23 protein-coding genes and 1 pseudogene are annotated in these 25,332 nt (G+C 45.5%); 5 read left to right on the top strand and 19 right to left on the bottom strand.

The window, feature by feature from the left end; genetic code table 11:
• Positions 1 to 78: 78 nt before the first annotated feature.
• From GYO_RS26850 to glvA, 8 genes are all read right to left on the bottom strand, one after another.
• Positions 79 to 1,023, bottom strand: coding sequence for an AraC family transcriptional regulator (locus GYO_RS26850; protein ID WP_014113078.1), 945 nt, complete (start codon positions 1,021 to 1,023; stop codon positions 79 to 81).
• A 93-nt stretch (positions 1,024 to 1,116) separates the two neighbouring features.
• On the bottom strand, positions 1,117 to 1,974 hold the full coding sequence (gene catE, locus GYO_RS26845) for a catechol 2,3-dioxygenase (RefSeq protein WP_014113077.1): 858 nt from the start codon (positions 1,972 to 1,974) through the stop codon (positions 1,117 to 1,119).
• A 17-nt stretch (positions 1,975 to 1,991) separates the two neighbouring features.
• On the bottom strand, positions 1,992 to 2,396 hold the full coding sequence (gene catD, locus GYO_RS26840; RefSeq protein ID WP_014113076.1) for a DoxX family oxidoreductase CatD: 405 nt from the start codon (positions 2,394 to 2,396) through the stop codon (positions 1,992 to 1,994).
• A gap of 153 nt (positions 2,397 to 2,549) precedes the next feature.
• Positions 2,550 to 4,364: an ABC transporter ATP-binding protein gene (locus tag GYO_RS26835; RefSeq protein WP_014113075.1), complete on the bottom strand. Its 1,815-nt coding sequence runs from the start codon at positions 4,362 to 4,364 to the stop codon at positions 2,550 to 2,552.
• On the bottom strand, positions 4,358 to 6,079 hold the full coding sequence (locus GYO_RS26830) for an ABC transporter ATP-binding protein (protein WP_014113074.1): 1,722 nt from the start codon (positions 6,077 to 6,079) through the stop codon (positions 4,358 to 4,360). The genes GYO_RS26835 and GYO_RS26830 overlap by 7 nt, the downstream gene beginning before the upstream one ends.
• 105 nt (positions 6,080 to 6,184) lie before the next feature.
• Complete coding sequence (gene malP, locus GYO_RS26825; protein ID WP_014113073.1) at positions 6,185 to 7,768, bottom strand: PTS maltose transporter subunit IIBC; 1,584 nt, start codon at positions 7,766 to 7,768, stop codon at positions 6,185 to 6,187.
• Positions 7,769 to 7,782: 14 nt separating this feature from the next.
• Positions 7,783 to 8,547 (bottom strand): MurR/RpiR family transcriptional regulator GlvR, encoded by a 765-nt coding sequence (gene glvR / locus GYO_RS26820; RefSeq protein WP_014113072.1) that lies wholly within the window; start codon positions 8,545 to 8,547, stop codon positions 7,783 to 7,785.
• A 64-nt stretch (positions 8,548 to 8,611) separates the two neighbouring features.
• Positions 8,612 to 9,961, bottom strand: coding sequence for a maltose-6'-phosphate glucosidase (glvA, locus tag GYO_RS26815; protein ID WP_014113071.1), 1,350 nt, complete (start codon positions 9,959 to 9,961; stop codon positions 8,612 to 8,614).
• Positions 9,962 to 10,296: 335 nt separating this feature from the next.
• Here glvA and GYO_RS26810 point away from each other — a divergent pair, with 335 nt between their 5' ends.
• The 5 genes from GYO_RS26810 to GYO_RS26790 are packed head-to-tail and all read left to right on the top strand — an operon-like array spanning position 10,297 to position 13,578.
• Entirely contained in the window at positions 10,297 to 10,611 is a 315-nt protein-coding gene (locus tag GYO_RS26810; protein WP_014113070.1) for a WXG100 family type VII secretion target, read from the top strand.
• Positions 10,612 to 10,616: 5 nt separating this feature from the next.
• Entirely contained in the window at positions 10,617 to 11,840 is a 1,224-nt protein-coding gene (locus GYO_RS26805) for a YfjB-related protein (RefSeq protein WP_014113069.1), read from the top strand.
• 11 nt (positions 11,841 to 11,851) lie between these two features.
• Positions 11,852 to 12,619, top strand: coding sequence for a YfjC family protein (locus GYO_RS26800; RefSeq protein ID WP_014113068.1), 768 nt, complete (start codon positions 11,852 to 11,854; stop codon positions 12,617 to 12,619).
• 23 nt (positions 12,620 to 12,642) lie between these two features.
• On the top strand, positions 12,643 to 13,200 hold the full coding sequence (locus GYO_RS26795; protein WP_014113067.1) for a YfjD family protein: 558 nt from the start codon (positions 12,643 to 12,645) through the stop codon (positions 13,198 to 13,200).
• A gap of 48 nt (positions 13,201 to 13,248) precedes the next feature.
• Complete coding sequence (locus tag GYO_RS26790; RefSeq protein WP_079288914.1) at positions 13,249 to 13,578, top strand: YnfA family protein; 330 nt, start codon at positions 13,249 to 13,251, stop codon at positions 13,576 to 13,578.
• A 35-nt stretch (positions 13,579 to 13,613) separates the two neighbouring features.
• Here the strand turns inward: GYO_RS26790 and GYO_RS26785 are convergent, their stop codons facing one another.
• The 11 genes and pseudogenes from GYO_RS26785 to GYO_RS26735 form a co-directional block, all read right to left on the bottom strand.
• The gene (locus tag GYO_RS26785; protein ID WP_003239795.1) at positions 13,614 to 13,793 is read right to left on the bottom strand and encodes a small acid-soluble spore protein H; all 180 of its coding nucleotides are present in this window, start codon (positions 13,791 to 13,793) and stop codon (positions 13,614 to 13,616) included.
• Positions 13,794 to 13,845: 52 nt separating this feature from the next.
• Positions 13,846 to 15,663, bottom strand: a complete 1,818-nt coding sequence (acoR, locus tag GYO_RS26780; protein ID WP_041520892.1) for an acetoin dehydrogenase operon transcriptional activator AcoR — start codon at positions 15,661 to 15,663, stop codon at positions 13,846 to 13,848.
• A 115-nt stretch (positions 15,664 to 15,778) separates the two neighbouring features.
• Positions 15,779 to 17,155: an acetoin dehydrogenase complex dihydrolipoyl dehydrogenase gene (acoL, locus tag GYO_RS26775; protein ID WP_014113064.1), complete on the bottom strand. Its 1,377-nt coding sequence runs from the start codon at positions 17,153 to 17,155 to the stop codon at positions 15,779 to 15,781.
• A 20-nt stretch (positions 17,156 to 17,175) separates the two neighbouring features.
• The gene (gene acoC / locus GYO_RS26770) at positions 17,176 to 18,372 is read right to left on the bottom strand and encodes an acetoin dehydrogenase complex dihydrolipoyllysine-residue acetyltransferase (protein WP_014113063.1); all 1,197 of its coding nucleotides are present in this window, start codon (positions 18,370 to 18,372) and stop codon (positions 17,176 to 17,178) included.
• Between the two features lie 13 nt (positions 18,373 to 18,385).
• Positions 18,386 to 19,414, bottom strand: coding sequence for an acetoin:2,6-dichlorophenolindophenol oxidoreductase subunit beta (gene acoB / locus GYO_RS26765; RefSeq protein WP_014113062.1), 1,029 nt, complete (start codon positions 19,412 to 19,414; stop codon positions 18,386 to 18,388).
• A gap of 1 nt (position 19,415) precedes the next feature.
• Entirely contained in the window at positions 19,416 to 20,417 is a 1,002-nt protein-coding gene (gene acoA / locus GYO_RS26760) for an acetoin:2,6-dichlorophenolindophenol oxidoreductase subunit alpha (protein WP_014113061.1), read from the bottom strand.
• A 227-nt stretch (positions 20,418 to 20,644) separates the two neighbouring features.
• Positions 20,645 to 21,321 (bottom strand): annotated as a pseudogene (locus tag GYO_RS26755) (YfjL-like protein).
• 40 nt (positions 21,322 to 21,361) lie between these two features.
• Positions 21,362 to 21,814 carry a DUF6884 domain-containing protein gene (locus tag GYO_RS26750; RefSeq protein ID WP_014113059.1) on the bottom strand — a complete coding sequence of 151 codons (453 nt, stop codon included), beginning with the start codon at positions 21,812 to 21,814 and terminating at the stop codon, positions 21,362 to 21,364.
• A 146-nt stretch (positions 21,815 to 21,960) separates the two neighbouring features.
• Positions 21,961 to 22,533: a GNAT family N-acetyltransferase gene (locus GYO_RS26745; protein WP_014113058.1), complete on the bottom strand. Its 573-nt coding sequence runs from the start codon at positions 22,531 to 22,533 to the stop codon at positions 21,961 to 21,963.
• A gap of 249 nt (positions 22,534 to 22,782) precedes the next feature.
• Complete coding sequence (locus tag GYO_RS26740; RefSeq protein ID WP_014113057.1) at positions 22,783 to 23,766, bottom strand: tRNA dihydrouridine synthase; 984 nt, start codon at positions 23,764 to 23,766, stop codon at positions 22,783 to 22,785.
• Positions 23,767 to 24,511: 745 nt separating this feature from the next.
• Positions 24,512 to 24,796: a YfzA family protein gene (locus GYO_RS26735; protein ID WP_041520891.1), complete on the bottom strand. Its 285-nt coding sequence runs from the start codon at positions 24,794 to 24,796 to the stop codon at positions 24,512 to 24,514.
• Positions 24,797 to 25,332 lie beyond the last annotated feature (536 nt).

Below are 25,332 nucleotides of genomic sequence, written 5' to 3'. Positions count from 1 at the left end.
TTCTAAAGAGATTATAAGACAACGAGATTTCTCGCGTCTTTATCATATGAAGACATTGTTTTGTCATTTCAGGACATCTTATTCGTGCGGCTTGGCCTGTTCGATTTTTTGAAAAGGTTTATTGATTTGAAATGCGGTCATTTTTGAATCTTTATAAAGGGAGCGGAAAAGCCCTGGTGAGCTGCCGATTTTGGCGGAAAATATGCGAGTGAAATAATGTACTGAGAAACCGATTTCTTCCGCTACTTCTTTAATCGATAGATTCGTTGATTTCAGCAGCTCGGCAGCTTTGTTTATTTTTTCATTTTGGACAAATTCTGAGTAGCTGACGCCCAGTTCTGCTGCAAATAAACGTGATAAGTGCCTCCCTGAGATATGAAAGTGGCTGGCAACATCCGTCAGCTTTAACGGCTGTGACAGATTGTCTTTTATGTGCAGTTTCACCTCTGTCAGCAAAGCAGAAGATGTGTGAATGGGCTGCTTTTGTTTCGGGCGTTGGGCGGACGGGAGAAAGGTTTGGATTAATGACAGGATCAATGCATGCGACAAATGAGATAGGATCTCTTTGTCAAAAGCATTGACAGGCTGCGCTGCTTGCAGCATTAACGTTTTCCAAAGCAGGCCCGACGGTTCGCCATCTTTCAATTGCATTGTGATAAAGGGGCTTTGTTTCACTTCTTCCATCACTTTGATCCATTCGGCGCTTGACTGATCCTCGCTCAGCTCGAAAGCGACGTAAAAAAGGAACAGCCCTGTTTCACTTTTGATTTGGTGCAAATGCTCCGGCTTTGACAAAAAAATCGTCTGTTCACGAAGCGGATATGTACGATCGCCTTCAAGGTAATATCCTTCACCTCTTACGACGTAACAAATTTCATAAAAGGAATGCTTATGAAGCAGTGTGTTATAGTGGTTCGTCATCGCCCCCCAATAGTGGACGTAAAATGAAACACCCTTTTGCTCTAAGCGATGCACATATTGATTTAATGCTATTTTGCCCGTCACAAGGTGATTGAGTTCCATGTAAACGCCTCCTAACAAGTTGGTTCTCCCATCATAACAAGGCGGACAAAAATAAAAAATCCCCCTGCCGTTTTTTCGGCAAAGGGATTACAGTCAAATCACAAATAGAATATGGACCCCAGAAACAGGATCTTTCACGCGGAAGCTGTTTTCCGTTTTTTCGATCGAATATCCGGCATGTTTGACTCGGTCTGCCACTCGATCGAGTTCCTCTCGATGAGGCAGGACAACAGTGTAATAGTCTAATCCGCTAGCATTTGTCGGTTTAGGCGGCGCATTTCTTCCAGCCCAAATGTTTAAGCCAATATGATGGTGGTAGCCTCCAGCTGAAACGAAGAGAGCGGACATGCCTGCATAGTCTCCGACAATGTCAAAGCCCAGCACATCTGTATAAAACGCTTTTGCTTCGTTCAAATCACTGACATGCAAATGAATGTGTCCGATGATGGTACCGTTCGGAAGCGCTGTTTTCCGCTCATCTCCGGCTTTTTCCATAAGACCCTCGATGTCAACAGCGGTTGTCGTCATGACATAGTTTCCTTCTTGATCACGCTGCCACGTGCTGCGGGGGCGGTCAGCATACATTTCAATTCCGTTTCCATCAGGATCAGACAGGTAGAGTGCTTCGCTCACAGCATGATCCCCATGTCCGATTGCAATGCCGTGTTCAATCAGGCGAGCGAGCGCGATACCAAGTTCCTTCGGGTTCGGAAGAAGAATCGCAAAGTGATATAAACCCGTCACAGACCGTTCAGGCAAGACGACGGCGCTCGGATTTTCTTCAAGAATAAGCAGTACACGTTTCCCGTCAGCGGTTAATTCAGCTTGGCGATCCGTCTTTTGTAAGACTTGAAAGCCGATAACGTTACAGTAGAACTGAAGGGAACGCTCCAGGCTGCGGATTGTGAGTTTGACATAGCCAATATTTGTATCCTCATGAATGCTGGTCATGCTGTATGCCTCTTTTCTTATGCTGATACGTTTTCGCTCTTTTTTGCTTTAAACACAAGTGGATCCAGCGCCAAGAAACGGCTTCCAGAAAGAGCCAGATGGATTGATGTTAAAAGCAGAAGGTAATCAAATTCTGCATTGCCCATGAAAGGCGCTTTCAGCTTGACTGTAATGATGGCTCCGATCAGCGTGAGGGCAAACAGAACACCGACAATACGTGTAGCCAATCCGAAGAAGATAAGAACTCCGCCTACCAGTTCAATCGCTGCGATGACGTACGCCATAAAACTTGGAAGGCCGATGCTGCCAAAAAATTGGATGGTGCCCTCCATTCCCTGAAACTTTGATAAACCATGAACAAAAAAGATAATACCTGTAATAACTCTTAAAAGTAATGTGCCAATTTCAAATGATTTATTCATTTTATCCTCCTTGATAAATGTTATCACTTACTTAATGTAAGCTAGTATATATACATAACTTGTTTACGTCAAGTAATTTTGTTACATTTTACGAAAATGAAATAAAAGTACTATAAAACTGTAACAAAAAAGACCTTTGTGCAGGACAAAGGTCTATTTCTCAAATTGGCTTTCATATAAGTCACTGTAAAACCCTTTTTGCCGGATCAGCTCGCCATGGCTGCCTTTTTCAATCATTTCGCCGTCTTTTAGCACCACAATCTGGTCCGCTCTTTGAATGGTGTTCAGCCTGTGGGCAATGATGACGCTTGTTCTTCCCACCATTAAACGGGCGAGCGCTTCTTGAATCTTGACTTCTGTTACGGTATCAATGTTGCTTGTCGCTTCATCCAAGATGAGAAGAACCGGATCGGCAAGCACCGCCCGCGCTATGGAAATCAATTGTTTCTGCCCTTGGCTGATGCCTGATCCGTTTTGCGTCAGCACTGTATCATATCCTTTTGGCAGTCTTTCAATAAAACTGTGGGCATTCGCTGTTTTTGCAGCCGCTTCGACTTCCTGATCAGAAGCATCGAGCCTGCCGTAGCGAATATTTTCTCTGATCGTACCCTGAAACAAAAACGAATCCTGAAGGACAAACCCCATGTTTTTCCTTAGGCTTGCTCTAGTGAGGGTTTTAATATCGGTACCGTCGATTAAAATCCTTCCGTCATCAGGTTCGTAAAAACGGGCGAGAAGATTTGTGACAGTTGTTTTCCCCGCTCCCGTCGGTCCGACAAACGCGATGGACTGTCCGGAGGGCACGGTAAACTGTAAATGCTTCAGTGTCTGCTGCCCCTCGTCGTAACCGAAGGACACATCCCGGAATTCAATACTGCCTGTATTGATCGGCTGATGCACGGCGTCCTTTTCATCCTCGCGCTCCTCTTTTTCATCAAGCACGTCAAACACCCGTTCAGCTCCGGCAATCGCGGACAGCATTGTATTAAACTGGTTGGCCAGATCGTTTAAAGGGCGTGTGAATTGTCTTGAATACTCGGCAAAGACAACGATGGAGCCGATCGAGATCCAGCCTTTCAGCGCGAACAGACCGCCGATTGCCGCAATCATCGTAAAGCTTAAGTTATTCAAAGAGTTCATGACTTTCGGGATAAATCCAGAAATCGTCTGTGCCCAAAAGCCCGAAGTCTTGAGCGCAGCGTTTTTTTCGAGAAATTCGGCAGTAATCTGCTTCTCTCGCGAATAGGCTTTGATGACCTTTGCGCCGGAAACAGATTCCTCAATATATCCATTCAGCTCACCAAGGTTTTTCTGCTGCTCTTTAAACAGCTTTCCCGTCCGGTTGGTGATCCATTTCAGGCTCGCGGCCATCACCGGAATGATCGTTAGCGTAATCACTGTAAGGAGCGGGCTCATGTACAGCATCACCGCAATCGTCCCGACAAAGGTGATGACGCTTGACAAAATTTGAATGACTGACGTGTTTAAGGTAGAACTTACATTTTCGATGTCATTCGTCACCCGGCTCATCAGCTCGCCGTGCCGCTGTTTATCAAAAAACGGAATCGGCAGCTCATGCAGATGGGTGAACAATTCGCTTCTCATTCTGAAAACCGTGCCCTGCGAGATCGTAATCATCCAATAGTTTTGAAACCAGAGCGACAGGGACTGAATTACGTAAATGACGAGCAGAAGGAGCAAAACGGGAATTAAGCCGCTGACCGTTTTCCCGACGATAAAATGGTCAATGGCCTTTCCGATCACAAAGGGGCCAAGGAGCCCGAATATCGCGCTGATGACAACCATCAGCATGACAAGGATGAGCAGTCCTTTTCGTTCAGCCAAGTAAGACCAGATTCGCTTCAGTGTGCCTTTTGCATCCTTTGCTTTCGCCCGCTTTTTCGCGCCTTCTTTTTTGTCGATTGGCAGTTTGGGATATTGGAAAGGCTTGCGGATGTCTTTTAGCATGACTCGCTCCCCTCCCTTCCGAATTGCGACTCGTAAATGCGCTTGTATAACTCAGATTCAGAAAGAAGTTCACTGTGCGTGCCTTTTTCTATCAGTTCGCCATCCTCAAGCAGCAAAATCTCATCAGCTTTCATCGCCGTGGTGATTTTTTGCGTAATGATCAAAGTTGTGCACTCATATGTGCTGATCGCCTCAAGCAGCTTTGCCTCCGTTTGCAGGTCAAGCGCGCTTGTGCTGTCATCTAAAAGAAGGATGGCCGGCTTTCGGATCAGCGCCCGCGCAATGGAAATCCGCTGCTTCTGGCCGCCGGACAGGTTGACGCCTCTTTGTCCCAACACGGTATCATACCCATTTGGGAGCTTCATAATCGTTTCATGAATTTGCGCATGTTTGGCCGCTTCCATTATTTCATCAAGTGAAGCATTTTCTTTGCCCCAAGCAATATTTTCTTTGATTGTGCCGGAAAACAGGAGCACTTCCTGCGGGACATATCCAATTTGCTTGCGAAGCCCTTCAGCCGGAAAATCATAAATTGGCTTTTCATCTATGTAAATGCTGCCCGAATCCGGCTGATAAAGCCGTGGAATGAGCTGAAAAAGGGTGGACTTGCCTGATCCCGTCGCACCGAGAATCGCGATCGTTTCCCTCGTTTTTGCGGAAAATGAGACATTCCGCAGCGCTTCTCTATCCATTTCCGGATAACGGAAGGATACATGCTGAAACTCAATCCTTCCCGACAAACGATCAGATATGATGCCTTCCTCCCGCTCATCGCCTTCCGTTTCAAGCACCTCGCCGATTCTATCCCCTGAAGCCTTCGCCCGGGTGAAAATCATAATCAAAAACGGAAACATCGAAAGCGCGCCCGTAATTCGTGTTGCGTAGTTAATAATCGCCACAACATCACCGACTTGAGTACTTCCGTTCGTGATACTGAAGGCCCCTGCCCACAAAATCAAAAGGATGCAGAGGTTCATCAGCAGCATCAGCACAGGCATCGTGAATTCCACAAGCTGAAAAGCTGAAACTGTTTTTTCCATCAGCCTCGTGTTGGCTTTGATAAATCTTTTGACCTCGTGGCTGCCGCGAAGCAGCGCTTTGATCAGCTTAATCGCTGTTAAGTTTTCCTGCATGACGGTGTTCACCTGATCCAGCCGTTTCTGCACTGAGCGGAACAGTGCCCCGCCCTTCTTTAATACCCAAAGCAAAAACAAGATCAGGATCGGAATGGTCACAAGCAGAAAAAAACCGAGCTTCACATTAACGGCGAGCGACAGCACAATGCCGCCTACAATCATTAATGGAGCCCGCAGCATAAACCGCAAACTCATAAAAATCATATTTTGAACCTGTGTGACATCGTTTGTCAGCCTTGTGATATAAGAAGAGGATGAAAACTGTCCAAATGTAGAATAAGAGAAGGACTGGATTTTTTGAAAAAGCCCTTTTCTCGTATCATAGGAAAAGCTTTGGCTGACATGGGCGGCATAAAAGGAATTCAGCATTCCCGCCGCAAATGATAACACGGTCAGTCCGACCATGACCGCGCCCCATGTCCACACATGCCGCAGATCTTGCTTTAAAATCCCATCGTCAATGATTTTTGCGATTAATAAAGGCTGCATCAGTTCAACCGCAAGCTCAGTCAACATGAGAATCAACGCAGTTCCTACCAGCAATGAGTATGGTTTTAAAAACGATAAAGCCTTTTGCATGTAAAAGCCTCCAAACCCCTTTTTACTCGATTGTCTCTTTCTTTACTTTACTATGGCGGTCTTTTTGACGGCAAACGAAAACCCTCCCGAATAGGAGGGCTGGCTTTATTGATTCAATATTTTTTCTACACGCTCCCGCATCTGCGGCACGCTCAATCCGATAATCACCTGAAACGCCTTCCCGTTCCTGACGACGCCGTGCGCGCCAAGCGCGCGGAATACGCTGTCGGGCTCAACCTTTGTTTCATCCTTGACGCTGACTCTGAGGCGGGTGGCGCAGTTTGTCACTTCAGTGATATTGTCTTTTCCACCCAGCGCTTCAATATAAAGAAAAGCGGTGTCATCTGCCGTTTCAGCAGCAGAAGCTGTTTCATCCTTGTTTTTTCTTTCTCTGTATTCCTTTTTCGAATACAGCTTTGTTTCCTGCTGATCGTCAATTTCCCGTCCCGGTGTAGCAATATTGAATTTGAGGATCAGAAAACGGAAGACGAAAAAATAAATAGCTGTAAAAGAAAGCCCGATCAAAATTTGATACACATACGTCATACCGTGGCTGCCAAAGAGCGGAATCCAGTTCAGGGTAACCGCCTCGATTAAACCACCCCCCATGTTTCCGACAACACCGGCCATATACATGACCGTCGACATTGTCGCAGCAAGCAGGGCGTGAACCGCAAATAAGAAAGGAGAAATAAATAAGAAAGTGAACTCAATCGGCTCTGTAATGCCCGCGACAATCGCTGTCAGCGTGACAGGAATCAGCAGCCCTGCGACAAGTTTTTTCTTTTCCTTTTTGGCCGTGACGTAAAACGCCAGTGCGATCCCCGGAATGCCGAAGATTTTCGAGTTGCCGTGGAGCGCGAATCCGCCTTGCGGGAAGAGCTCCTTCAGCGGCTTGGCGCTTTGCGAATATTCGCCGAGGTGCTGTGCCCAATACGTGACGATCCCGCCTTCTGCTACAGCAGGCCCATAAATAAACGGTGTGTAAATAAAGTGATGAAGACCGGTCGGAATCAAAATCCGTTCCAAAAACGTGTATATCCAGACGCCCACCGCCCCAGAAGCAACCAGGAAGCTTTGAAGCGAGCCGATTCCCGTCTGAACCATCGGCCAAATGTAAGACACGGCCAAAGCGATCGGGATCATAATGAAGAAGGAAATCATCACGATATACGTTGAGCCTTGAAAGATGCCGAGAAAATCGGGCAGTTTTTTATCAAAATAGCGGTTATGCAAAAAGACGACAATCGAAGAAATAAAGATGGCTCCGATAATGTTGGTATCAAGCGTTTTGATGCCCGCGATCATCGTTAACCCGCTCGTTCCGCCGACCTCTTGGTTCATATCGACGCCAAATGCCCCTCCCCATACCGTCAAGATCGAGCTGACAAAGTAATTGAACGTCAAATAAACCGTAAGCGCTTCCAAACAAGCGCGCGCCTGAGCTTTCTTCGCCAAAGCAACCGGGATGCCGATGGCGAATAAGAGCGGCATTTGATTAAATACTGTCCAGCCGCCCTGCTCAATGATATACCAGCACTGATACCAAAACCCGTCAGGATCGGCAAGCGGGCCCATGAGGGTTTTATTTTTAAAAAGCGTACTGACACCGACGATAATGCCGGCGAACGCGAATAATAGAACAGGCACAAACATCGCGCTTCCAAAGCGCTGGATCTTTTGCATCATACCAGAACCCCCTGCTACTTAATGTTATTTTTTTCTGCCTCTTTGTAATCAACATATGCGCGGAACAATGCTTCGCCAACGAGAAAAAATGGTGCAAAAGCGACAATTTCCGTTTTATCGCTTAATGTCACAGGTTTGCTTGTCGCATAAAGATTATGCGGAGTCAGCTGGGCGAGGACATTGTTTTTTAAATTCGTAATGGAAATAAAGGGAATACCCTTTGCAGAAAGCATTCTTGCCTGAGGAATCAGCTCCGGTGTTTCGCCGGAAAGAGAAATGATGATAAACAGATCGTTTACTTTAAAATCATCGCGCATCAGATTAAATTCATTTCTGTCTTCAATCAAAATGAGATACCGATGGCGCGGAATAAACATCCTTTGAAGATCGCGGGCGCATATCTTTTGCGCATTTCCAGATCCGTACACGAAAATGCGGTCAGCTTCATCAATCAGCTGGCACATCTCCGTCATGTCCTTTGTCCTTAAAAATTTCAAATTTGATTCAATATCGTCAAGCAGCTTTTGAAAACTCATACTCTCGCCTTCTTCCGGCTGATCTTCCCACTTTAAATAGACGCGAAATTCACTGTAGCCGCTGAAACCGAGCTTTTGGGCAAGCCGTAAAATTGAGGAACGCGATACGCTGCAAGCTTTGGCCAGCGCGTCGATTCCAAGGTGATAGCACGTGTGCTTGTGATTCAATATATATTTTAAAATATGAAAATCGTTGTCATTTAATTTGCTGTAGTGCTGATTAATCAGTTCTTCGAGCTGCATATCAGATCCCCCCATTTTCTTTCTATTATATACAATTACAGATTCGAAAATGGGGGAATTTCAGTTATGAAATGCGAGTTGGGCTTTGATCAAGCTCTGGCCAATAGTCTTTGTTGGCCTCTATTAAATCCTCGAGAATGAGCCTTGCTACACGCGCGTTCGGCACTGTTTTTGACAGGATCAGCGCCTGCCACAGCTTTTGGAACGATTTCTCCTCCCATGCTTCAACAGTCAGTTTCTCAACGGATACCTGCTGCTCCATCAGCCCTTTTTGGAATTGCGGAATAGTGCCGACGGTGATCGGTTCAGGTCCGTTTGAGCCGACAATACATGGCACCTCGACCATTGCAGTCGGGTCAAAGTTTGCAATCGCGCCGTTATTTTCAACAATCAACAGCATTCTTTCACCTGTGTTGTAGGCAATCGCCCGGGCTAGATCAACGATATATGATGCGTGATCATCGATTTTGATTTCGCTGTTTTCCGAGGACTGCTCGCGTGTGATCATGTCACATTGGCTGAAAATAAAGGCTTCGCGCCCTTCCATCACTTCGTTTGCCCGCGTATGATTCGGATTTGATTTTTTCACCATATCATCCGGGAACAAATAATATTGCAAATACGTATTCGGCAGTGTGTCAGGATCTGCAGCCTGCACATCACGCGCTTTGGCGAACGTGTCATTCCAGCTCGTCTCCACAGCTTCAGCCTCCGTCTTCGGAATGTACCCGTATTGAGATACATGCTCCTTCAGCTTCGGCATTAAATCGTTGCCCTCTTGATCCTGAATCGATGTCCACCAGCCGAAATGATTTAATCCGTAATAGCGGACCTTCATTTCTTTTCTTGAGGACAGGCCAAGAATTTGCGCCATCCGGTCTTCGATTCCAACCGGCATATCACAGATATTGAGAATTTTCGAATTCGGTCTGAGGCGTCTCGTTGCTTCGGCTACGATCGCCGCCGGGTTAGAATAATTGAGCATCCACGCATTAGGCGAATATTTTTCCATGTAATCTAATATTTCAAGCACGCCGCCAATTGAACGCATGCCGTATGCGATACCGCCCGGCCCGCACGTCTCCTGGCCGACAACTCCGTACTTCAGCGGAATTTGCTCATCCAGCGCACGCATTGCGTATTTCCCTACCCTGATGTGCGCCATGACAAAATCGACATCTGTAAAAGCTTCTTCCGGGTCAGTCGTCGCTGTAAATTCAATATCCGGCGCTTTTTCTCTGATAAAAACGTCACAGGCGCCTGCAATGCGATCCTGTCTCTCCTTATCATTATCATACAGCTTCAGCTTTCTGATCGGAAACTCCTCCAAATGGTCCAAGAGCATCAGAACGATCCCTGGAGTGAAAGTGCTCCCTCCGCCCGCTATTACGATTGAGAATGATTTTTTCTTCATATGACGACCTCCTTGATAACGTTTACAATTCCATTTATACCATGGAAAGGCCCGTCCCGTAACACGTTTGGCGCACTTAGGTCATTTGATCAACTTTAGTGTTTTTTCCCATAGAGCGGGAAATTTCTCACTTACCTTACGTCTGGGAGATTTGATTTTTTTACCTTTTTTGTAATCTTAAAGTCTCACCAACTGTGAAATTTGAGTGAATATACGCCCTTCCAGTTCTTATGAAAAGGTTCTTTTGTACGATTCGGATACATGCCGAATTATTTATAATCATTTATATAAAACATCCATTTGTGCGTGAATTTAGAAAAGGCAGGGGACAAAAGTTGGACTCATATAAAGTCATTGAGCTGGCAAACAAGTACAGTGCGGCCGCGGAACAGGTCAGAAGCTCTAAAATGCTGCTTGAATCCCGGTTATCTGCATTGGGGGATGCTTGGCAGGGAAAAGCAAGAGACTCGTTCGAACAGGATTTCGAGGAAACGAAAGCCTCCTACGACCAATTCGAACAGGAGCTGCTTGAAACAAGCCAGGAGCTGAAGGCAGCCGCCGTCAAAATAGAAGAACGAAAAGCTGAAATTGTCAGAATGGAAGAACTGGAACGTAAAGCAAGAGAGGAAAGACATAAACTCGGGGGGTGAACAGTGTGTCAGGAAACATTGCAGTTGATCCGGATAAGCTCGAACAGCTGGCAAATGATGTTGTCACTGAATTAACCGATATGGAAAACAAATATAAGGAACTGCATTTGGAGCTGGGGCAGATGATTTTGCAATGCGATCCCCGCTACAGCAGCTGTTTTTCCGGAGTCGGCGATGCGTGGAGCTCAGGGAAAGCGCTCGTCACCAAACTGAGTGACAATGAGATTTTCATCAGAAAAACGAGCGACAAGTTTGTTCAACAAGATGATATTTTGCGAAAGCTTTATAACGCTTACGACAAATACGGCACGATGACAAGCTTAACCGCCCTTATGCTGACTCAGGGAAAATACTACGGATTAGGGCTTACAAAGTTTGTGAAACAGCCAAGCGGCTTACATACCGCCCGGCACTCAAAGCTTCTGTTGGACATTTCCAGGGCCGTTGACAGCTCACATTATCAAAAAGCGGCCAGAGTGCTTTTGAATCCTAAATATTTGTTTAAAAAGACAAACCGGCCATTTTCAGATTTGGTACATAAAAAGTTTACAAAGTACTTCCCCCAGGATACGGTGGATTTTTCAAACAGCGTCAGAAGCTACACAAGAGGATTTCTTAATGAAGCCGGCGTACGCTCAACTTTGAAGGATGTCGGAAAAACGGGCTTGAAATTCGCAAAAGGAAATGCCATTACCGCCACACTGATCACCGGTGCGACTGAAACGTTCGGAGCGGGCTTGAAAATTGCTGAAAATTACGCAAAATACCAAGACAAACCGGAAGTTCTCAAGCGTGAAAACGCCAAGGCCGTCGGGAATGCTGTGAATAATACTATTTTCATCGCAGGAGGGGCAACGGCAGGCGCTGTCGTCGGCGGTGCCCTTGGAAGTGTGTTAGGCCCTGTTGGTACAGTAGTCGGAGGCACAATCGGATCAGCCGTAGGAGGTTTTGTGGGAGAAAAAATCGCAAAATTCACATCAGGCTTTGCTGAAAAAGCAGCTGTAAAGCTGAAAGAACCGATTCACGCTGTCGTTGATACTGCCAAGAAAGGATTGGAATCAGCCGGCAAAGTCGTCAAATCAGTAAATGATGGGATAGATGCGGCGAATCAAACGATACATAAAGGGATAGACAACGCGAAAAAAGGAATGGAAACAGCAAAGAAAACAGCGGACTCGCTTATACAAGGCGCAACCCATTTCCTTAAAGGGAAATTTTCATTTGGATAGGAGAATAATGAATGAAGCAGTTTACAATCAGCATAGAGGAACTCTTATTTTGTTTTTATAGCGAAGGGTTTTTTGAACAGGGAATGGCCTTGAAGCAGGCCTATTTTCCAGAGATAGAAGATGAACAGCTCGGCGCTTTGTTTGAAGCGGCGTGCCGCTCACTCTTAGCCAAGGATGCCGCGGAATTTCGGAATCATCAATATCGGTTAAAGGACGAGTACTGTCCGTTTATCCATGTATTAAACGACGCTGACTATACAGTGAAGCTTTCTAAATTTAACGGGCAAGGCGCCGAACAGAATGTGTCCTGCCACGTATCAAAATTCGGCACCTACTCTCACGAACTCCTTTTTGACGAGCAAGTCCACCGCATTATAAAACTAGAATCGAATGAAGGCCTGCTTACTAAGACAGATGAATTTTTACATATAGTAGAGGAAGAGAATAGCAGAGGTTTGCTTCTGAGATTAACATCAAATGAATTTGAGAAGCTCTTAGAGGGCGCTTCAGACAACCCCTCTTACCTAAAAGAATTCCTTGAAAAACATGACCATCAAGAGGACGTTACCCGATTTGTAAATGATCTGGCTTTGCGAAAAGGGAAAATGGATACACTGATGCGTCTTGTTTATGACAAAGACAATTCGCCGGAAGTGGCCGACATGGCTTTCGTCTTGCCTGGCAGCCGTCATACTTGGCTGGTAACAGGCATTACTCAAAATGAATTTTCTATCGTACCAGCAAATAAGGATGTTATAAAAGGTATACTTTTTTGCTAAAGAGCGATAAAGGAGAATAGCAATTGAAAAACAATGAAGTAATTAAGGTCAAAAGCAGAATGTTTTTTAGAATATGGCTGTTCCTCGCCACAGGGGGCGCTTTTATTGTAGGAGTATGGCTGGTGTCTGAAGCTCTTACATTTGAATCTAAGTATTCCCTGCTTTATTTGGGCGGCGGATTAATGGCAATTGTTTATGGCTTGATCACATTTTTTATGGCTTTCCCGGCATTTACAAGCCGGGGAAATGTCATTTTCAGTGTAAAGACCGGGCCTGATGGCGAGATCTTCTCGAGAAAGCGCAGTGCGCGTTTTTCTGAGATCAAACGGATTTATATGGGACGGCATCATTACAGTCTGAAAGGGATCTTTTTTGAGGATATCATCATTGAGAAAACTGACGGAAAGGTCGTTCGCATCCCTACCTGGAATATTATCGCCAATCCGCTGTTTTTTGAAGCGGTGGAACGCTATATCCTCCCCCATCTGAGTGATGAGGCGAAAAACAATTGGATCGGCCAATTTACGGAGATTCAGCGAAAGGCGTATTTGAAGGAATTTGAGAATCATCCGAAGCTTTAACAGCACTCCTCCTTTATAATGAAAGATAAAGCAAGTTGAGGAGTGCGCGTGATGCTGATTACCATTCTATTATTTCTTGCGGCGGGGCTTGCCGAAATTGGCGGCGGGTATTTAGTTTGGCTGTGGCTGAGAGAAGCAAAGCCAGTCGGCTATGGGATCGCCGGAGCGCTGATCCTGATTGTCTATGGCATTCTTCCGACGTTTCAGTCCTTCCCTTCCTTCGGCCGTGTATACGCCGCATATGGCGGGGTATTCATCGCGCTTGCGGTTCTATGGGGATGGCTTGTCGACCGGAAAACACCTGATTTCTATGACTGGATCGGCGCATTCATTTGTCTCATCGGCGTCTGTGTGATTTTATTTGCGCCGCGCGGATAACAAAATGGCCTGCTTATGAAGCGGGCCATTTTAGTTTAGTCCTCTTTTAAGTTGGTCAGCTGTACTTCATGCTCCTGCTCAGGTTCATCAAGCGGATAAATTCTCGCTGTTCCGTTTTCTTCATTCACGTGCTGAATGTAAATAGGAACTCCGTTATATGTTACTTTCTTCATGTCGGGGGATTCTACAATTTCTTTCGCCCTTTGACTATTCATTCTAACACCCTCCTTCATACATAACGTTTCCATTTCTTGAAGGAAGTATGCTTTATGATTTAGCGAATAAATTGAATTTTTTCAGACGTTTGTAGAAAGTGCTCCGGGGTATCCCGCTGATTTTGGCAGCTTGAGAGACGTTTCCTTGTGCGGATTCAAGCGCCTTGATGATGATGTCTTTTTGGATTTGCTCACGAAGGGTCAGCGCGCCGGCAGCAGCCGGCTTTTTTTCTGCCGGGCTGATCGGCAGTCCTGCGGCTTCCAGTAAAGCCGTAAGCGGCTCATCCCTCAGCCGGCCGTCCGGAAACCTGATGGAAAGACGTTCAAACACATTGAACAGCTCGCGAATATTCCCCGGCCACCTCCATTGCTTCAGCACATCCAAAAAAGCAGGGGGAAGTTCGCCAGACCAATGATTCTTCTGTTTGTAGTACTGAAAGAGGTCTGGAATATCCTCGGGGCGGTTGCGTAAAGGAGGAAGCTCGATCGGATAGACATGAAGGCGGTAAAACAAGTCCTCTCTGATTTTCCCGCTTTCGGCAAGCTCGCGTAAATCACAATGTGTGGCGGCAATGACTCTGATATCAATCGGAATTTCTTTCGTCCCGCCAACCGGTGTAATCTTACGTTCCTGAAGCACCCGTAAAAGCGCAACCTGCATCGAGTGGGAAATTTCTCCGATCTCATCTAAAAATAAGGTGCCTTGATTCGCTTTTTGAAAGACGCCTTTGTAGCCGTTTCGTTTCGCTCCCGTAAAAGCGCCCTCCGCATAGCCGAACAGCTCGCTTTCAATCAAATCAGACGGGATCGCTCCGCAATTGACAGCAACAAACGGGCCGTGCCGCCTCTCGCTGTTTTCATGAAGCGCGCGGGCTGCGACTTCCTTCCCCGTGCCAGTTTCCCCCGACAGACAAACCGTTGCATCCGCCGCAGCCGCTCGTTCAAGGTTCTTCAGCATTGTTTGCGATCGGCCGCTTTGCCCAATGACTCCATTGAATCGAAACGCCTTCTTTTTCTTTTGTTCCGACAGATAAAAACAAGTGCCGCCATCCCCTATGGTGACGGCTTTTTCGATTGAGAAGCCCCGTTCCTTCACCTCATACAGGTGCCGGCCCTGCCAATCCGGCATTGAGGTTCGAATCGGTATGCTCGCGCTGATGATGTGCTGTTTGGTATTGCAGAGCACCATCGGCACACGGGATGCAGCCCTATCGCCAAAACAGCTGATCAGCTCTAGCTCTTTCTCACGGCTTTTAGCTGCCAGTTCCCGTTCCGCGGCATAGGCGATCGCCGTGGCAATACCGAGCATATAAGGATGCGCGCCTGCCGCCGGGCATGATATGTCAATCACACCTGCAAGACTGCCATCCTCATGGTGAATCGGAGCGGCTGAACAGTTCCAGTGATGGGAAGCGATGGAGTAATGTTCTGATCCTTGTATTGCAACCGGCTCACTGATGTGGAGCGCCGTGCCAATCGCATTTGTTCCGACAGCCGTTTCCGTCCAGCACGCGCCTTCGACAAAGTTGATGCGTTTGGCTTCATAGAGCGCACGGGGATGGCCGTCCAATGCGAGAACAACACCGTCAGAATCAATTAACAGTGCCATCATTTCCATTTCTTTTATGGCAGGCAGCAGCTTTTCGAGGTAAGGCTGTGCGGTCGTCAGGAAGAATGAATGTTTTTTTGACTGCTGATCCAGCTCCGTTTGCTGTAAAACCTTCGGGCCTTTTTCTAAATAAGGATTGACCTCAGCTTTTTTGCAGCGATGCCATGACTCGGCGATCCGCTTTCTTAATCGGGCTTCGTCAAGCACACCGTCTTTCACAAAACGTTTCCAGGTTTGCAAATCGTTTGGGACCGAATTCATTTCCTTGATCGCTCCTCCCTTACACGCCGTTTTCATCTATTGTAGGGGAAAAATAAAGCGCTTTCAACAATAAAAAAGCAGGCGCCTTATATCCATACGCCTGCTTTTTCCTTTATTATGCATGTACTGCAAGCCCGATCGTGCTTAACAGCGCCTCGTGCAATGTTTCCGACAGTGTTGGATGGGCGGCGATAAAATGCTCCGCCATATCAGCGGTCATCTCACCATTCATGATCGCAGCCGCTTGACCGATGAGCTCGGTCACATCAGGACCAATCATTGAGACACCGACGATTTCGCCGAATTCCGGTTCTGCCACGATTTTGACCTTTCCTTCCGCTTGCTGTTTAATGAGCGCCTTGCCGTTTGCGGAAAAAGGAAATTCGCCAATCTTCACATCCCCGTATACGCTTCTTGCTTGTTGTTCTGTCATTCCGATGCACGCGATTTCCGGTGATGTATAAATGCAACGGGGCACATGTTTCTCATTGATTTTGACATCCCTTCCGGAAGCATGAGAAGCAGCGATAATGCCCTCATGGAAAGCCGCATGGGCCAGCTGAATGCCTCCGATTGCGTCTCCGCACGCATAAATATGAGGCACGTTCGTCTGCATGTGACCGTTTACCTGAATACCTTTTGGAGAAAAATCAACTCCAGCCTGCTCCAGCTGTAATCCGTCAAGACGAGGTTTTCTGCCGATCGCCACGAGTACATAATCAGCCTTCGTTTTAAACTCCCGCTGCCCGCTTTTCCATATTGCTGTTTTGGCCGTTTGATCCACCCGCTCTAATCGGGATGAGGTATGCACTTCAACACCGTCTTCCTCAAGTTTCTCCTGAAACAGACGGGCAATATCTTCATCTTCAGCCGGGATCAGCTGGCCGGCTGTTTCAATGATGGTCACCTTCGATCCCAGTCTGGCAAACAGCCCGGCATACTCACAGCCGATAACACCGCCGCCGACAATGACAAGTGAAGACGGAATCTCAGAAAGAGAAAGCGCGTCCTTGCTGTCGATGATCCATTCGCCGTCATACGGCGCGAATGGCAGCTCGATCGGTTCTGATCCGGATGCAATCAATACTTGGTCCGCCTCTCTGATTTCTTTTCCGTTCACTCCTTCGATCAAGAGCTTTCTGTCAGAAAGAAAGGAGGCCTTCCCCTTCACAACCTGTATTTGATTTTTCTTCATTAAGTATTGAACACCTTGGACAAGCTGTCTGACAACCTGTTGTTTTCGGTTCTGCATTTTGCTCCAATCAACCGATATCTCACCTGCTGGAAGTTCAATTCCAAAGTGGTCGGCATGCTTGATTTTGTCAAGAACGTTTGCGCTTTCTAACAAAGACTTCGTCGGGATGCAGCCTTCATTCAGGCAGGTTCCCCCAAGCTGGCCTTTGTCAATGAGCAGCACGTTTCTGCCCTGCTGTGCCGCAGAGACCGCAGCCGCATAGCCTGCAGGTCCGCCGCCGATAATGGCTAGTGTCATGTCGTCTTCACCTGCTTTTCCTATAAAATTAATGCTGCGGGTTCTTCCAAATATGTTTTAATCGCCTTCAGGAATGCAGCGGCAGGGGCGCCGTCACACGCTCTGTGGTCAAATGTCAGGCTGAGCGGAAGAATCGTGCTTCTGACAATCTCCTCCCCTTGATACACCGGCGTGTCATAGCTTGCTCCGATGCCGAGAATGCCTGTTTCCGGCGGATTTAATATCGGCGTAAAATGCTCCACTCCAAAAGCGCCAAGGTTTGTAATGGAGAAGGTTGAGCCTTGCAGTTCTTCGCTTCCCGCCCGCCCCTCGCGTGCTTTTTTTGCATTTTCGGAGATGGATTGAGCCAGTTCAATCAGCGATTTCTTATCAGCGTTGCGGATCACAGGCACAACTAATCCATTTTCCAAGGCCACAGCCATTCCGAGGTGCACATGAGGATGTGTGATGATGCGCTCATTTTGATAAAAACTGTTCAGCGCAGGATGAGCTTGCAGAGCGAGAACGGCGGCTCTTGAGACCAAATGAGTGATCGTCAGCTTTGTGCCGTACCGCTCTTCGGCTGTTGGAGAAAGCTGTTTTTGAAGGGCTGCCAGCTTGGTGATATCAGCCTTCATCGTAATCGTCAGCTGCGCGCTGTTTGCCAGGCTTTCCTGCATTCTGGCCGCGATAACTTTTCTCATGCCTGTCACCGGCGTTTCTTGCGCCTTCTGCTCAGAAACCGGCTCTGTCCGATCATTTTTCTGTTCAGCAAGCGCTTTTGTCACGTCGTCCTTCACGATTCGTCCGCCTGGTCCAGTACCTTTCAGCTGTTTCAGGTCTAATCCTGCCTTTTCTGCTATTTTCCTGGCGACTGGAGATATTTTGATTCGTTCTTTTTTGGAGGCTGCGGGTTTGTTTTCTTGTTTGACGGGCTGGACGGCTTGCGGCACACTGTCTTCAGCAGCAGGCGCGCTCGCCTCTTCCTGCACCGATTCATTGGCGTCCCCGATGTAGCAGATCGCTGTGCCGGGCGGGACCTCCTCCCCCTCTTTTACTTTGATATCGATCAGCGTTCCTTTTTCAGGCGCCTCGATGTCCATTTCAATTTTCTCCGATTGAATGCTGGCAATGCTTTCTCCCTTTTCAACCGGGTCGCCTACTTTTTTATTCCATATCGATACTTCCCCTTGTTTCATGGCCATTCCCAATTTTGGCATCACTACTTTTACCGCCATTTGTGTCCCCCCTTTAATTCATTGCCGGCTCGCCAAGCAATTCAAGCGTGACGCTGACAATTTGATCTGGCGTTGGCAAATATTGATCTTCAAGCACTGGTGAAAACGGCACTGGTGTATGCGGCGCTGTAATCCGTTTAATCGGCGCATCAAGCAAATCAAAGCCTTTGTCGGCGACAATCGCAGCAATATCCGTGGCAATGCTGCATCGCGGATTGGCTTCATCAATGATGATCAGCCGGTTTGTTTTTTCTAACGATGTGAAAATCGCTTCCTCATCCAGAGGAGACAGACTGCGGGGATCCAGCACCTCGGCTTCGATGCCTTTCTCTGAAAGCTTCGCCGCCGCTTCAAGCGCGGTATTGACCTGCTTGCCGACTGCAAATAGCGTGACATCGCCGCCTTCGCGTTTGATGTCCGCCTTTCCAAGCGGAATTGTATAATAATCTTCCGGCACCTCGCCCTTCATGTTATAGGACGTTTTGTCTTCAAAGAAGAACACCGGATCATTGTCTTCGATTGCTGCAAGCAGCAGGCCTTTGGCATCATACGGATTAGAAGGAACAACCGTCTTCAGCCCCGGGATGCTGGTGAAAAGGCCATACAGCGCCTGTGAATGCTGGGCAGCTGCCCGGAACCCCGCTCCGTATGTGGTGCGGACGGTAATCGGGACTTGCGCTTTTCCTCCGAACATATAGCGGAATTTCGCCCCTTGGTTAATCACCTGGTCAAAGCACGTGCCGATAAAATCGTTAAACATCAGCTCGGCAATCGGTCTCAGCCCGGTTGATGCCGCAGCCATAGCTGCACCCATATAGCCCGCCTCAGAAATCGGTGTGTCCAGCACTCGGTTGCGCCCGAATTCCTGTACAAGCCCCTTTGTGACTCCTAACACGCCGCCCCATGCTTCATCATCCTGCAAATGATCGATTGCCGCTCCCCCGGCGACATCCTCACCGATCAAAAGCACATTTTCGTCTCTTCTCATCGCAAGCTTCATCGCTTCATTGATCGCGTCTGACATGCTTATGACTCTCGCCATCTCACATTCCCCCTTTTTCATATGACACGTAGACGTCTGTCAGCAACTCTGACTCTTTCGGATATGGGCTGTCTTCACTGAACGAGACGGCTTTTTCAATCGATTTGCTAACACGCTGTTCAATGTCTGACAGTTTATTAACATCTATTTCTTTTAAAAGATAGTTTTTAAAGCCTTGAATGGCATCCTTTTCTTCAAGGTGCTCAACTCTTTCATCCTTCGTTTTATACGTTTGGGCATCTCCTTCGAAATGGCCATAATTTCTGTAAGTCATACATTCGATCAAAGACGGTCCTCCGCCGTTTCTTGCTCTTTCAATCGCTTCCTCCGCTGCTTGGTAGACTGCTAAAATATCTTTTCCGTCCACCGTCACTCCCGGCATGTTATAGGCAGCCGCCCGGTCGGCGATTGAATCACAGGCCGACGCGTACTCAAATGGGGTTGCTTCGCCGTAGCCGTTGTTTTCAGCAACAAATACAACAGGAAGGTTCCATACTGCCGCTAAGTTCAGCCCTTCATGGAAGGTGCCTTGGTTATTTGCTCCGTCTCCAAAAAAGCAAACGCTTACATTATCAGTCTGTTTATATTTAGCGGTGAGCGCTGATCCGCATGCGAGCGTAAATCCGCCCCCGACGATTCCATTTGCCCCTAACATACCTTTATCGAGATCGGCAATGTGCATAGAACCACCCTTGCCTTTACACAATCCGGTCGCTTTCCCGAAAATTTCCGCCATCATGCCGTCCAGATCACATCCTTTGGCGATACAATGGCCATGCCCCCTGTGCGTACTTGTAATGCTGTCGCCATCATGTAAATGTGCGCACACCCCTACAGCCACCGCTTCCTCACCGGCATATAAATGGACAAATCCGGGAAGCACTCCTTGTGCGAACAGCTCATGCACTTTGTCTTCAAAGCCCCTGATCTCCAGCATCTTTTGGTACATCCACAGCGCTTTCTCCTCAGTTAATGACAAGCCTTCTCGTTTTAACAATTCCATTTTGTGCGCCTCCTTCTAATTAGGGTTCACGTTTATAAATGCAAGAAGCGTGCCAGTCTTTGGAGCCCGTAAAATCAGTCGTTTCATTTTTACACTGGAGACAGTTTGAGACAGGTGTCTCATTTTGTCTCAATCTGATCCATTTGTCTCGTTTTATGACATGCAAAAAAGACCGGGCATCACCCGGTCTTTGACAATGATCGACGTATTTATTTCCTCGGAAATCTTTAACTGCCTAATTCCTCTGCATCGTTTGGCTGAATAGCTGTTTCCGGAAGAAAATCGATTGAATATTTGACATACCCAATACCTCCGTCCCCGTCCTTCTGCATTCAGTCTATGATGCCGTTTGCATATGTATATTCCGTTTCATTAAGCGTTTTTCTGACTGTTTCCGCCATCTTTGAGGCATCTGTTTTTGATACCCCGCTTGCATCTAACTGAATCGTCATGCTCATCGGTGCTTATTCAGCGAGCTGTTTGTTCCATTTTGTTCTAACGTGAACTGGCCGTTTTCGATACTCAAAGCAGCATCAGCTTTTATGACTTGCGGAACCGCTTTTTTCAGGTCTGCTTCGATTGCCTTCGATGCTTCTTCATTTACATGTTTTGCTACTGATTCAGTATACGCTTCTTCAATTCCATCGCACGTTACTTTAGGATGGAGAAATCCCTTCGTACACATTGGGTAGCGATGAGATTGGGTGTTTGCTTGGAATACATATTCAGAGGTTTTAGCGTTATATACCCCATTCGTGATCTTGATTTCTTTTTTAGGATAGATTTGTTTCACATAAGAGACAAGCTTTTGCTCTGCGGCATTTTTCGTAAATGGGTTACCGAACCATACATGATAGATATATAGTCCGCATCCGAATACCACAATGGCAATCAAGCCAACCACAAGTTATTTCATGTTCACACTCTTTCCTTGATATGTTGTGCTACAATTCTTGTTTTTCTTCAACAGCCCGCTTTAGTGCTTGAAGCATGTAGCCAATGCCTTTGTACGGTGACAGCGGCCAGTTGATATGCTGATGCTCGCCGATGACGGCGTTTAGGACGCTTCGATATTTTTTTCCGCCAAGCATGACAAGCTCTTCGATGTCGGAAAAGCCTTTTTCGCAAAATTGGCGGCGCAGCTCCTCTGTTGTCATAATCTCCGGATGAGCGGTGCCAAAAGTCACATCGTAATTTCCCGATACGATATCATCAGGGCGAAGAAAGCCGTGCTTCGCCGACAAAATCACCCACTCATCGAAAAATGCTTTCGCATACCGCTCGCACGCCTGATGAAACGGGCTGAGATAGGCGTCCTCCGCCCTTACCGGCCCTGTATCTGGATGGATGTCCCATATTTTTTTCTTTCCGCAGGGGATGATGCATAGTCGTTTCATTTTTCTCCCCCTATTTCTGTTTCATATAATAGCCAAAATAACAAGTGCCCTGTTTAATTTCTCCTTGGCATTTCGCAGGTCAAAAACCGCCAAGAATGGGATCTGTTTTCCAGATCGCGGTTAGTTTCTCACAATAGAGAAATTAGTTAAAGTTCATATTTATCTTTTCCCAAACCAGTTTTTAAATCTTCTTTGATCATTGAATACATATATAAATCTTCAAATTTACCACAAGTAAATTCATAATGTCTCAGCAAGCCCTCTCTGCTAAAACCTTGTTTTTCTACTAGTTTTATCGATGGGATATTAGAAGGTTCAATAAGAGCTTCAATTCTTTCCAGCTGCAAGTGGTTATATCCATATTTGACGACAGCCTCTAATGCTTCACTGACTATTCCTTTTCTCCAGTGATCTTTGCTTAATTCATACCCAACTTCAGCTCGATAATGTTTTGCAAGTCTATTAAGAAATCCACAACTTCCTATTACTATGCCAGAATCTTTAAGTGTAATTCCCCATCTGATTCCTGTACCTTTTTCATATATGGATTTATACCACCTAATCTCTTTACAAACATCACTAGTTGTTTCAAAGGGTTCTAACCCCATTGGCTTAACAACATCTTGATCTGAAAGATATGTTAGCATATCTTTGGCATCTTCAAAGTCTACTTCTCTTAAACATAATCTTTTTGTTTCAATTATAGGAAATTCTTTCATCAAATTCCCCCTTCATTGTATCCGCACCATCTCCTATTATTACCATGTATTTTATCTTATCCTTTTAGATAAAAAAAGATAGCAAGGAAAATTGTCCCTGCTATCTTGACTCTTACATTTATAATCCCTCTATTTCAACAGCTTCTCGGCAGAATGTCTCCCTGAATATCGAATTTCTCGTGTGAAAAATTTGCAGAAATAATCCAGTTTAATGTACCACTTCACTTTTACCTTGAATTGGAACACTTTTTACTGTGGCTCCACCCCATCAAGATACTTTCTCTCAAAGTCATCGAGCAATGCACGCACTTCATCTGTTGACTTTGTGTTCATGCATTGATTTCTTAATTCACTTGCCCCTCTGAATCCGCGGAGGTAAATCTTGAAAAAGCGAGGAAGAGGCTTGTACGGACGGGCTTCTAATGCTGAATATTGATCATGGAGATCCAGATGCAGCCTTAAGAGATCAAGCAATTCCTTGCTGCTATGCTCTTTCGGCTCCTTTTCAAAGGCAAATGGATTTGTAAAAATACCACGCCCAATCATAATCCCATCAACACCGTATTGTTCAGCAAGTTTCAAGCCAGTTTGACGGTCAGGGATATCCCCGTTGATTGTCAAAAGGGTATCTGGTGCCACCTCGTCACGAAGTTTCTTAATCTCCGGGATGAGTTCCCAATGCGCATCCACTTTACTCATTTCCGCTCTTGTACGCAGATGAATGGAAAGATTCGCAATGTCTTGTTTCAATACGTGTGTCAGCCAGTCGCGCCATTCGTCTACATCTGTGTAACCAAGCCTTGTCTTCACACTTACAGGCAATCCCCCTGCTTTTGCAGCTTGTATTAATTCTGCCGCAACTTCAGGACGACAAATAAGGCCGCTTCCCTTCCCATTGCCCGCTACATTAGGCACAGGACAGCCCATATTGATATCTAGACCCTTAAATCCTAATTCCGCCATACCAATGCTCATTTGGCGGAAGTTTTCAGGCTTATCTCCCCATATATGGGCCACAATTGGCTGTTCATCCTCTGTAAAAGTCAAACGGCCGCGCACGCTATCCTTCCCATCCGGGTGGCAATAGCTCTCTGAGTTTGTGAACTCTGTAAAAAACACATCCGGTCTGCCTGCTTCACTTACTACATGCCGGAAAACTACATCTGTCACATCTTCCATTGGTGCCAGTACAAAAAACGGCCGTGGTAATTCACGCCAGAAATTTTCTGTCATAACAAAAATCAAATCCTTTCATTAGGGGATACGGCTATACCTTTATCTCAATATTAAAAAACTGAACCACGCTTTCTTTTTACACTTATCGCATGCGAAAGCATTTCTTATCAATCTATAGTAAATTTTGAACATTTCACGTGGGATGATTATCTACCCTATTTTTTATATTGTGGTTAACACTGGCGCTGACCTTCGTCTTTCTTAGTGGCCTTACTTTTGAACTTTTTGGATAAAAAGTATTCCAACCTAAATAGAATATCATATGAGTTCTCCATATTACCAACGCAAATAATTGTCCTGTTATTGAAGATAAGATATTTAACGCTACACCATATCCGTATCTCAATATCATATTTGCGGAAAAACTAATTTCAAGAGATAAACTTTGATTAAGCAAATTGAGTTGGGGGTGGTATAACTGAGTACTCAAGAGAATGAAAAAACCTCTACTTAAGCCTGCTACCACTTGTGAATCACATGGAGTAAAGAAAAGAGAAAATAAACTCCTACTTAAAAAAATGCAAGAACTTTAATCTGAACCATTTGGGATTTGCTCATGATTTAGAAAATAACCAACGCAGCAAGTGGCAACCTACTATATATTTGTATAGGGTTATAATTCGGTAATCCTGGAACCAATAAAATAGACTGCTGACTAAGTGTCGCAGTCTTCACTCATAAGATTAATTAAGAAAGTCTTCATTTTCTTTCATCATTAAATAAGGCATCAGAAGTTATTGTTTTAATTTCGAATATCCCTTGTTATCCCTGTAATTATTTGTATAATAGTGAAAACTCCCAAGAAAACAGTAATAATATTAAACCATGGATTATCATAGAATGAAAGATATGTTTGAAAGAAATCTAGTTCCACTATGTTTGCCGGGAATCCATTCATTTCTCTATACTTAGGACCCCATCCCGTTAATTCTACAAAATTAAAATAAAACTGAGATACTAAAAATGCCAAAAATGTTTGAAACCAACTTCTTTTATATAACGGTCGTTTTTTATATACTTTATCCATTTAGTTATCCATTTCCTTCTCTGCAATACTTTTTAGACAAGTGTCAATCTAAAATCATTATATTATGAAGCATGATTGTCGCAAGGATATAACCATTGTAGGTATTACTGTAATAGTTGTTATCGTCTCGGCACTATTATTTAATTGTTGTAGTGCTCATACGTTATTCATTTTAAAATGGGGTTGGCCATCATTTTCACCTCTTTCGTTTATTACAATGTTTCAACTTTTTAAATCGAATGACTCTTGAAATGATATACGCCATACCTTTCCTTATATTCCTATAATCAATATTTCACACGTAATAACTGCAAGTCAATATATAATTTTACAAATTATGAAAAATATATCTATGATTTTACATCATTCTACTCATGTATTTTAATCATACTGGAAGGAAATTTTTCCGATTAAATAACTGCCAATTAGAAAAATAAACATTTTAAAGTTTTGCTTATAGGAAGGGGGATAAATTATATACAATCTTATCTACCGAACCCCCATTTTCATACTTTTTCTGTTCAAAATTGGCTGTT

The organism is Bacillus spizizenii TU-B-10 (genome assembly GCF_000227465.1).
Classification (GTDB): domain Bacteria; phylum Bacillota; class Bacilli; order Bacillales; family Bacillaceae; genus Bacillus; species Bacillus spizizenii.
The sequence above is the reverse complement of the archived record's forward strand: the minus strand, read 5'-3'. Positions and strand labels throughout refer to the sequence as shown.

Excerpts from the sequence above, each read along its gene's own strand:
- GYO_RS26850 (WP_014113078.1), bottom strand. The coding sequence starts at position 1,023 with ATGGAACTCAATCACCTTGTGACGGGCAAAATAGCATTAAATCAATAT.
- catE (WP_014113077.1), bottom strand. The coding sequence starts at position 1,974 with ATGACCAGCATTCATGAGGATACAAATATTGGCTATGTCAAACTCACA.
- catD (WP_014113076.1), bottom strand. The coding sequence starts at position 2,396 with ATGAATAAATCATTTGAAATTGGCACATTACTTTTAAGAGTTATTACA.
- GYO_RS26835 (WP_014113075.1), bottom strand. The coding sequence starts at position 4,364 with ATGCTAAAAGACATCCGCAAGCCTTTCCAATATCCCAAACTGCCAATC.
- GYO_RS26830 (WP_014113074.1), bottom strand. The coding sequence starts at position 6,079 with ATGCAAAAGGCTTTATCGTTTTTAAAACCATACTCATTGCTGGTAGGA.
- malP (WP_014113073.1), bottom strand. The coding sequence starts at position 7,768 with ATGATGCAAAAGATCCAGCGCTTTGGAAGCGCGATGTTTGTGCCTGTT.
- glvR (WP_014113072.1), bottom strand. The coding sequence starts at position 8,547 with ATGCAGCTCGAAGAACTGATTAATCAGCACTACAGCAAATTAAATGAC.
- glvA (WP_014113071.1), bottom strand. The coding sequence starts at position 9,961 with ATGAAGAAAAAATCATTCTCAATCGTAATAGCGGGCGGAGGGAGCACT.
- GYO_RS26800 (WP_014113068.1), top strand. The coding sequence starts at position 11,852 with ATGAAGCAGTTTACAATCAGCATAGAGGAACTCTTATTTTGTTTTTAT.
- GYO_RS26785 (WP_003239795.1), bottom strand. The coding sequence starts at position 13,793 with ATGAATAGTCAAAGGGCGAAAGAAATTGTAGAATCCCCCGACATGAAG.
- acoR (WP_041520892.1), bottom strand. The coding sequence starts at position 15,663 with ATGAATTCGGTCCCAAACGATTTGCAAACCTGGAAACGTTTTGTGAAA.
- acoL (WP_014113064.1), bottom strand. The coding sequence starts at position 17,155 with ATGACACTAGCCATTATCGGCGGCGGACCTGCAGGCTATGCGGCTGCG.
- acoC (WP_014113063.1), bottom strand. The coding sequence starts at position 18,372 with ATGGCGGTAAAAGTAGTGATGCCAAAATTGGGAATGGCCATGAAACAA.
- acoB (WP_014113062.1), bottom strand. The coding sequence starts at position 19,414 with ATGGCGAGAGTCATAAGCATGTCAGACGCGATCAATGAAGCGATGAAG.
- acoA (WP_014113061.1), bottom strand. The coding sequence starts at position 20,417 with ATGGAATTGTTAAAACGAGAAGGCTTGTCATTAACTGAGGAGAAAGCG.
- GYO_RS26750 (WP_014113059.1), bottom strand. The coding sequence starts at position 21,814 with ATGAAACGACTATGCATCATCCCCTGCGGAAAGAAAAAAATATGGGAC.
- GYO_RS26745 (WP_014113058.1), bottom strand. The coding sequence starts at position 22,533 with ATGAAAGAATTTCCTATAATTGAAACAAAAAGATTATGTTTAAGAGAA.
- GYO_RS26740 (WP_014113057.1), bottom strand. The coding sequence starts at position 23,766 with ATGACAGAAAATTTCTGGCGTGAATTACCACGGCCGTTTTTTGTACTG.
- GYO_RS26735 (WP_041520891.1), bottom strand. The coding sequence starts at position 24,796 with ATGGATAAAGTATATAAAAAACGACCGTTATATAAAAGAAGTTGGTTT.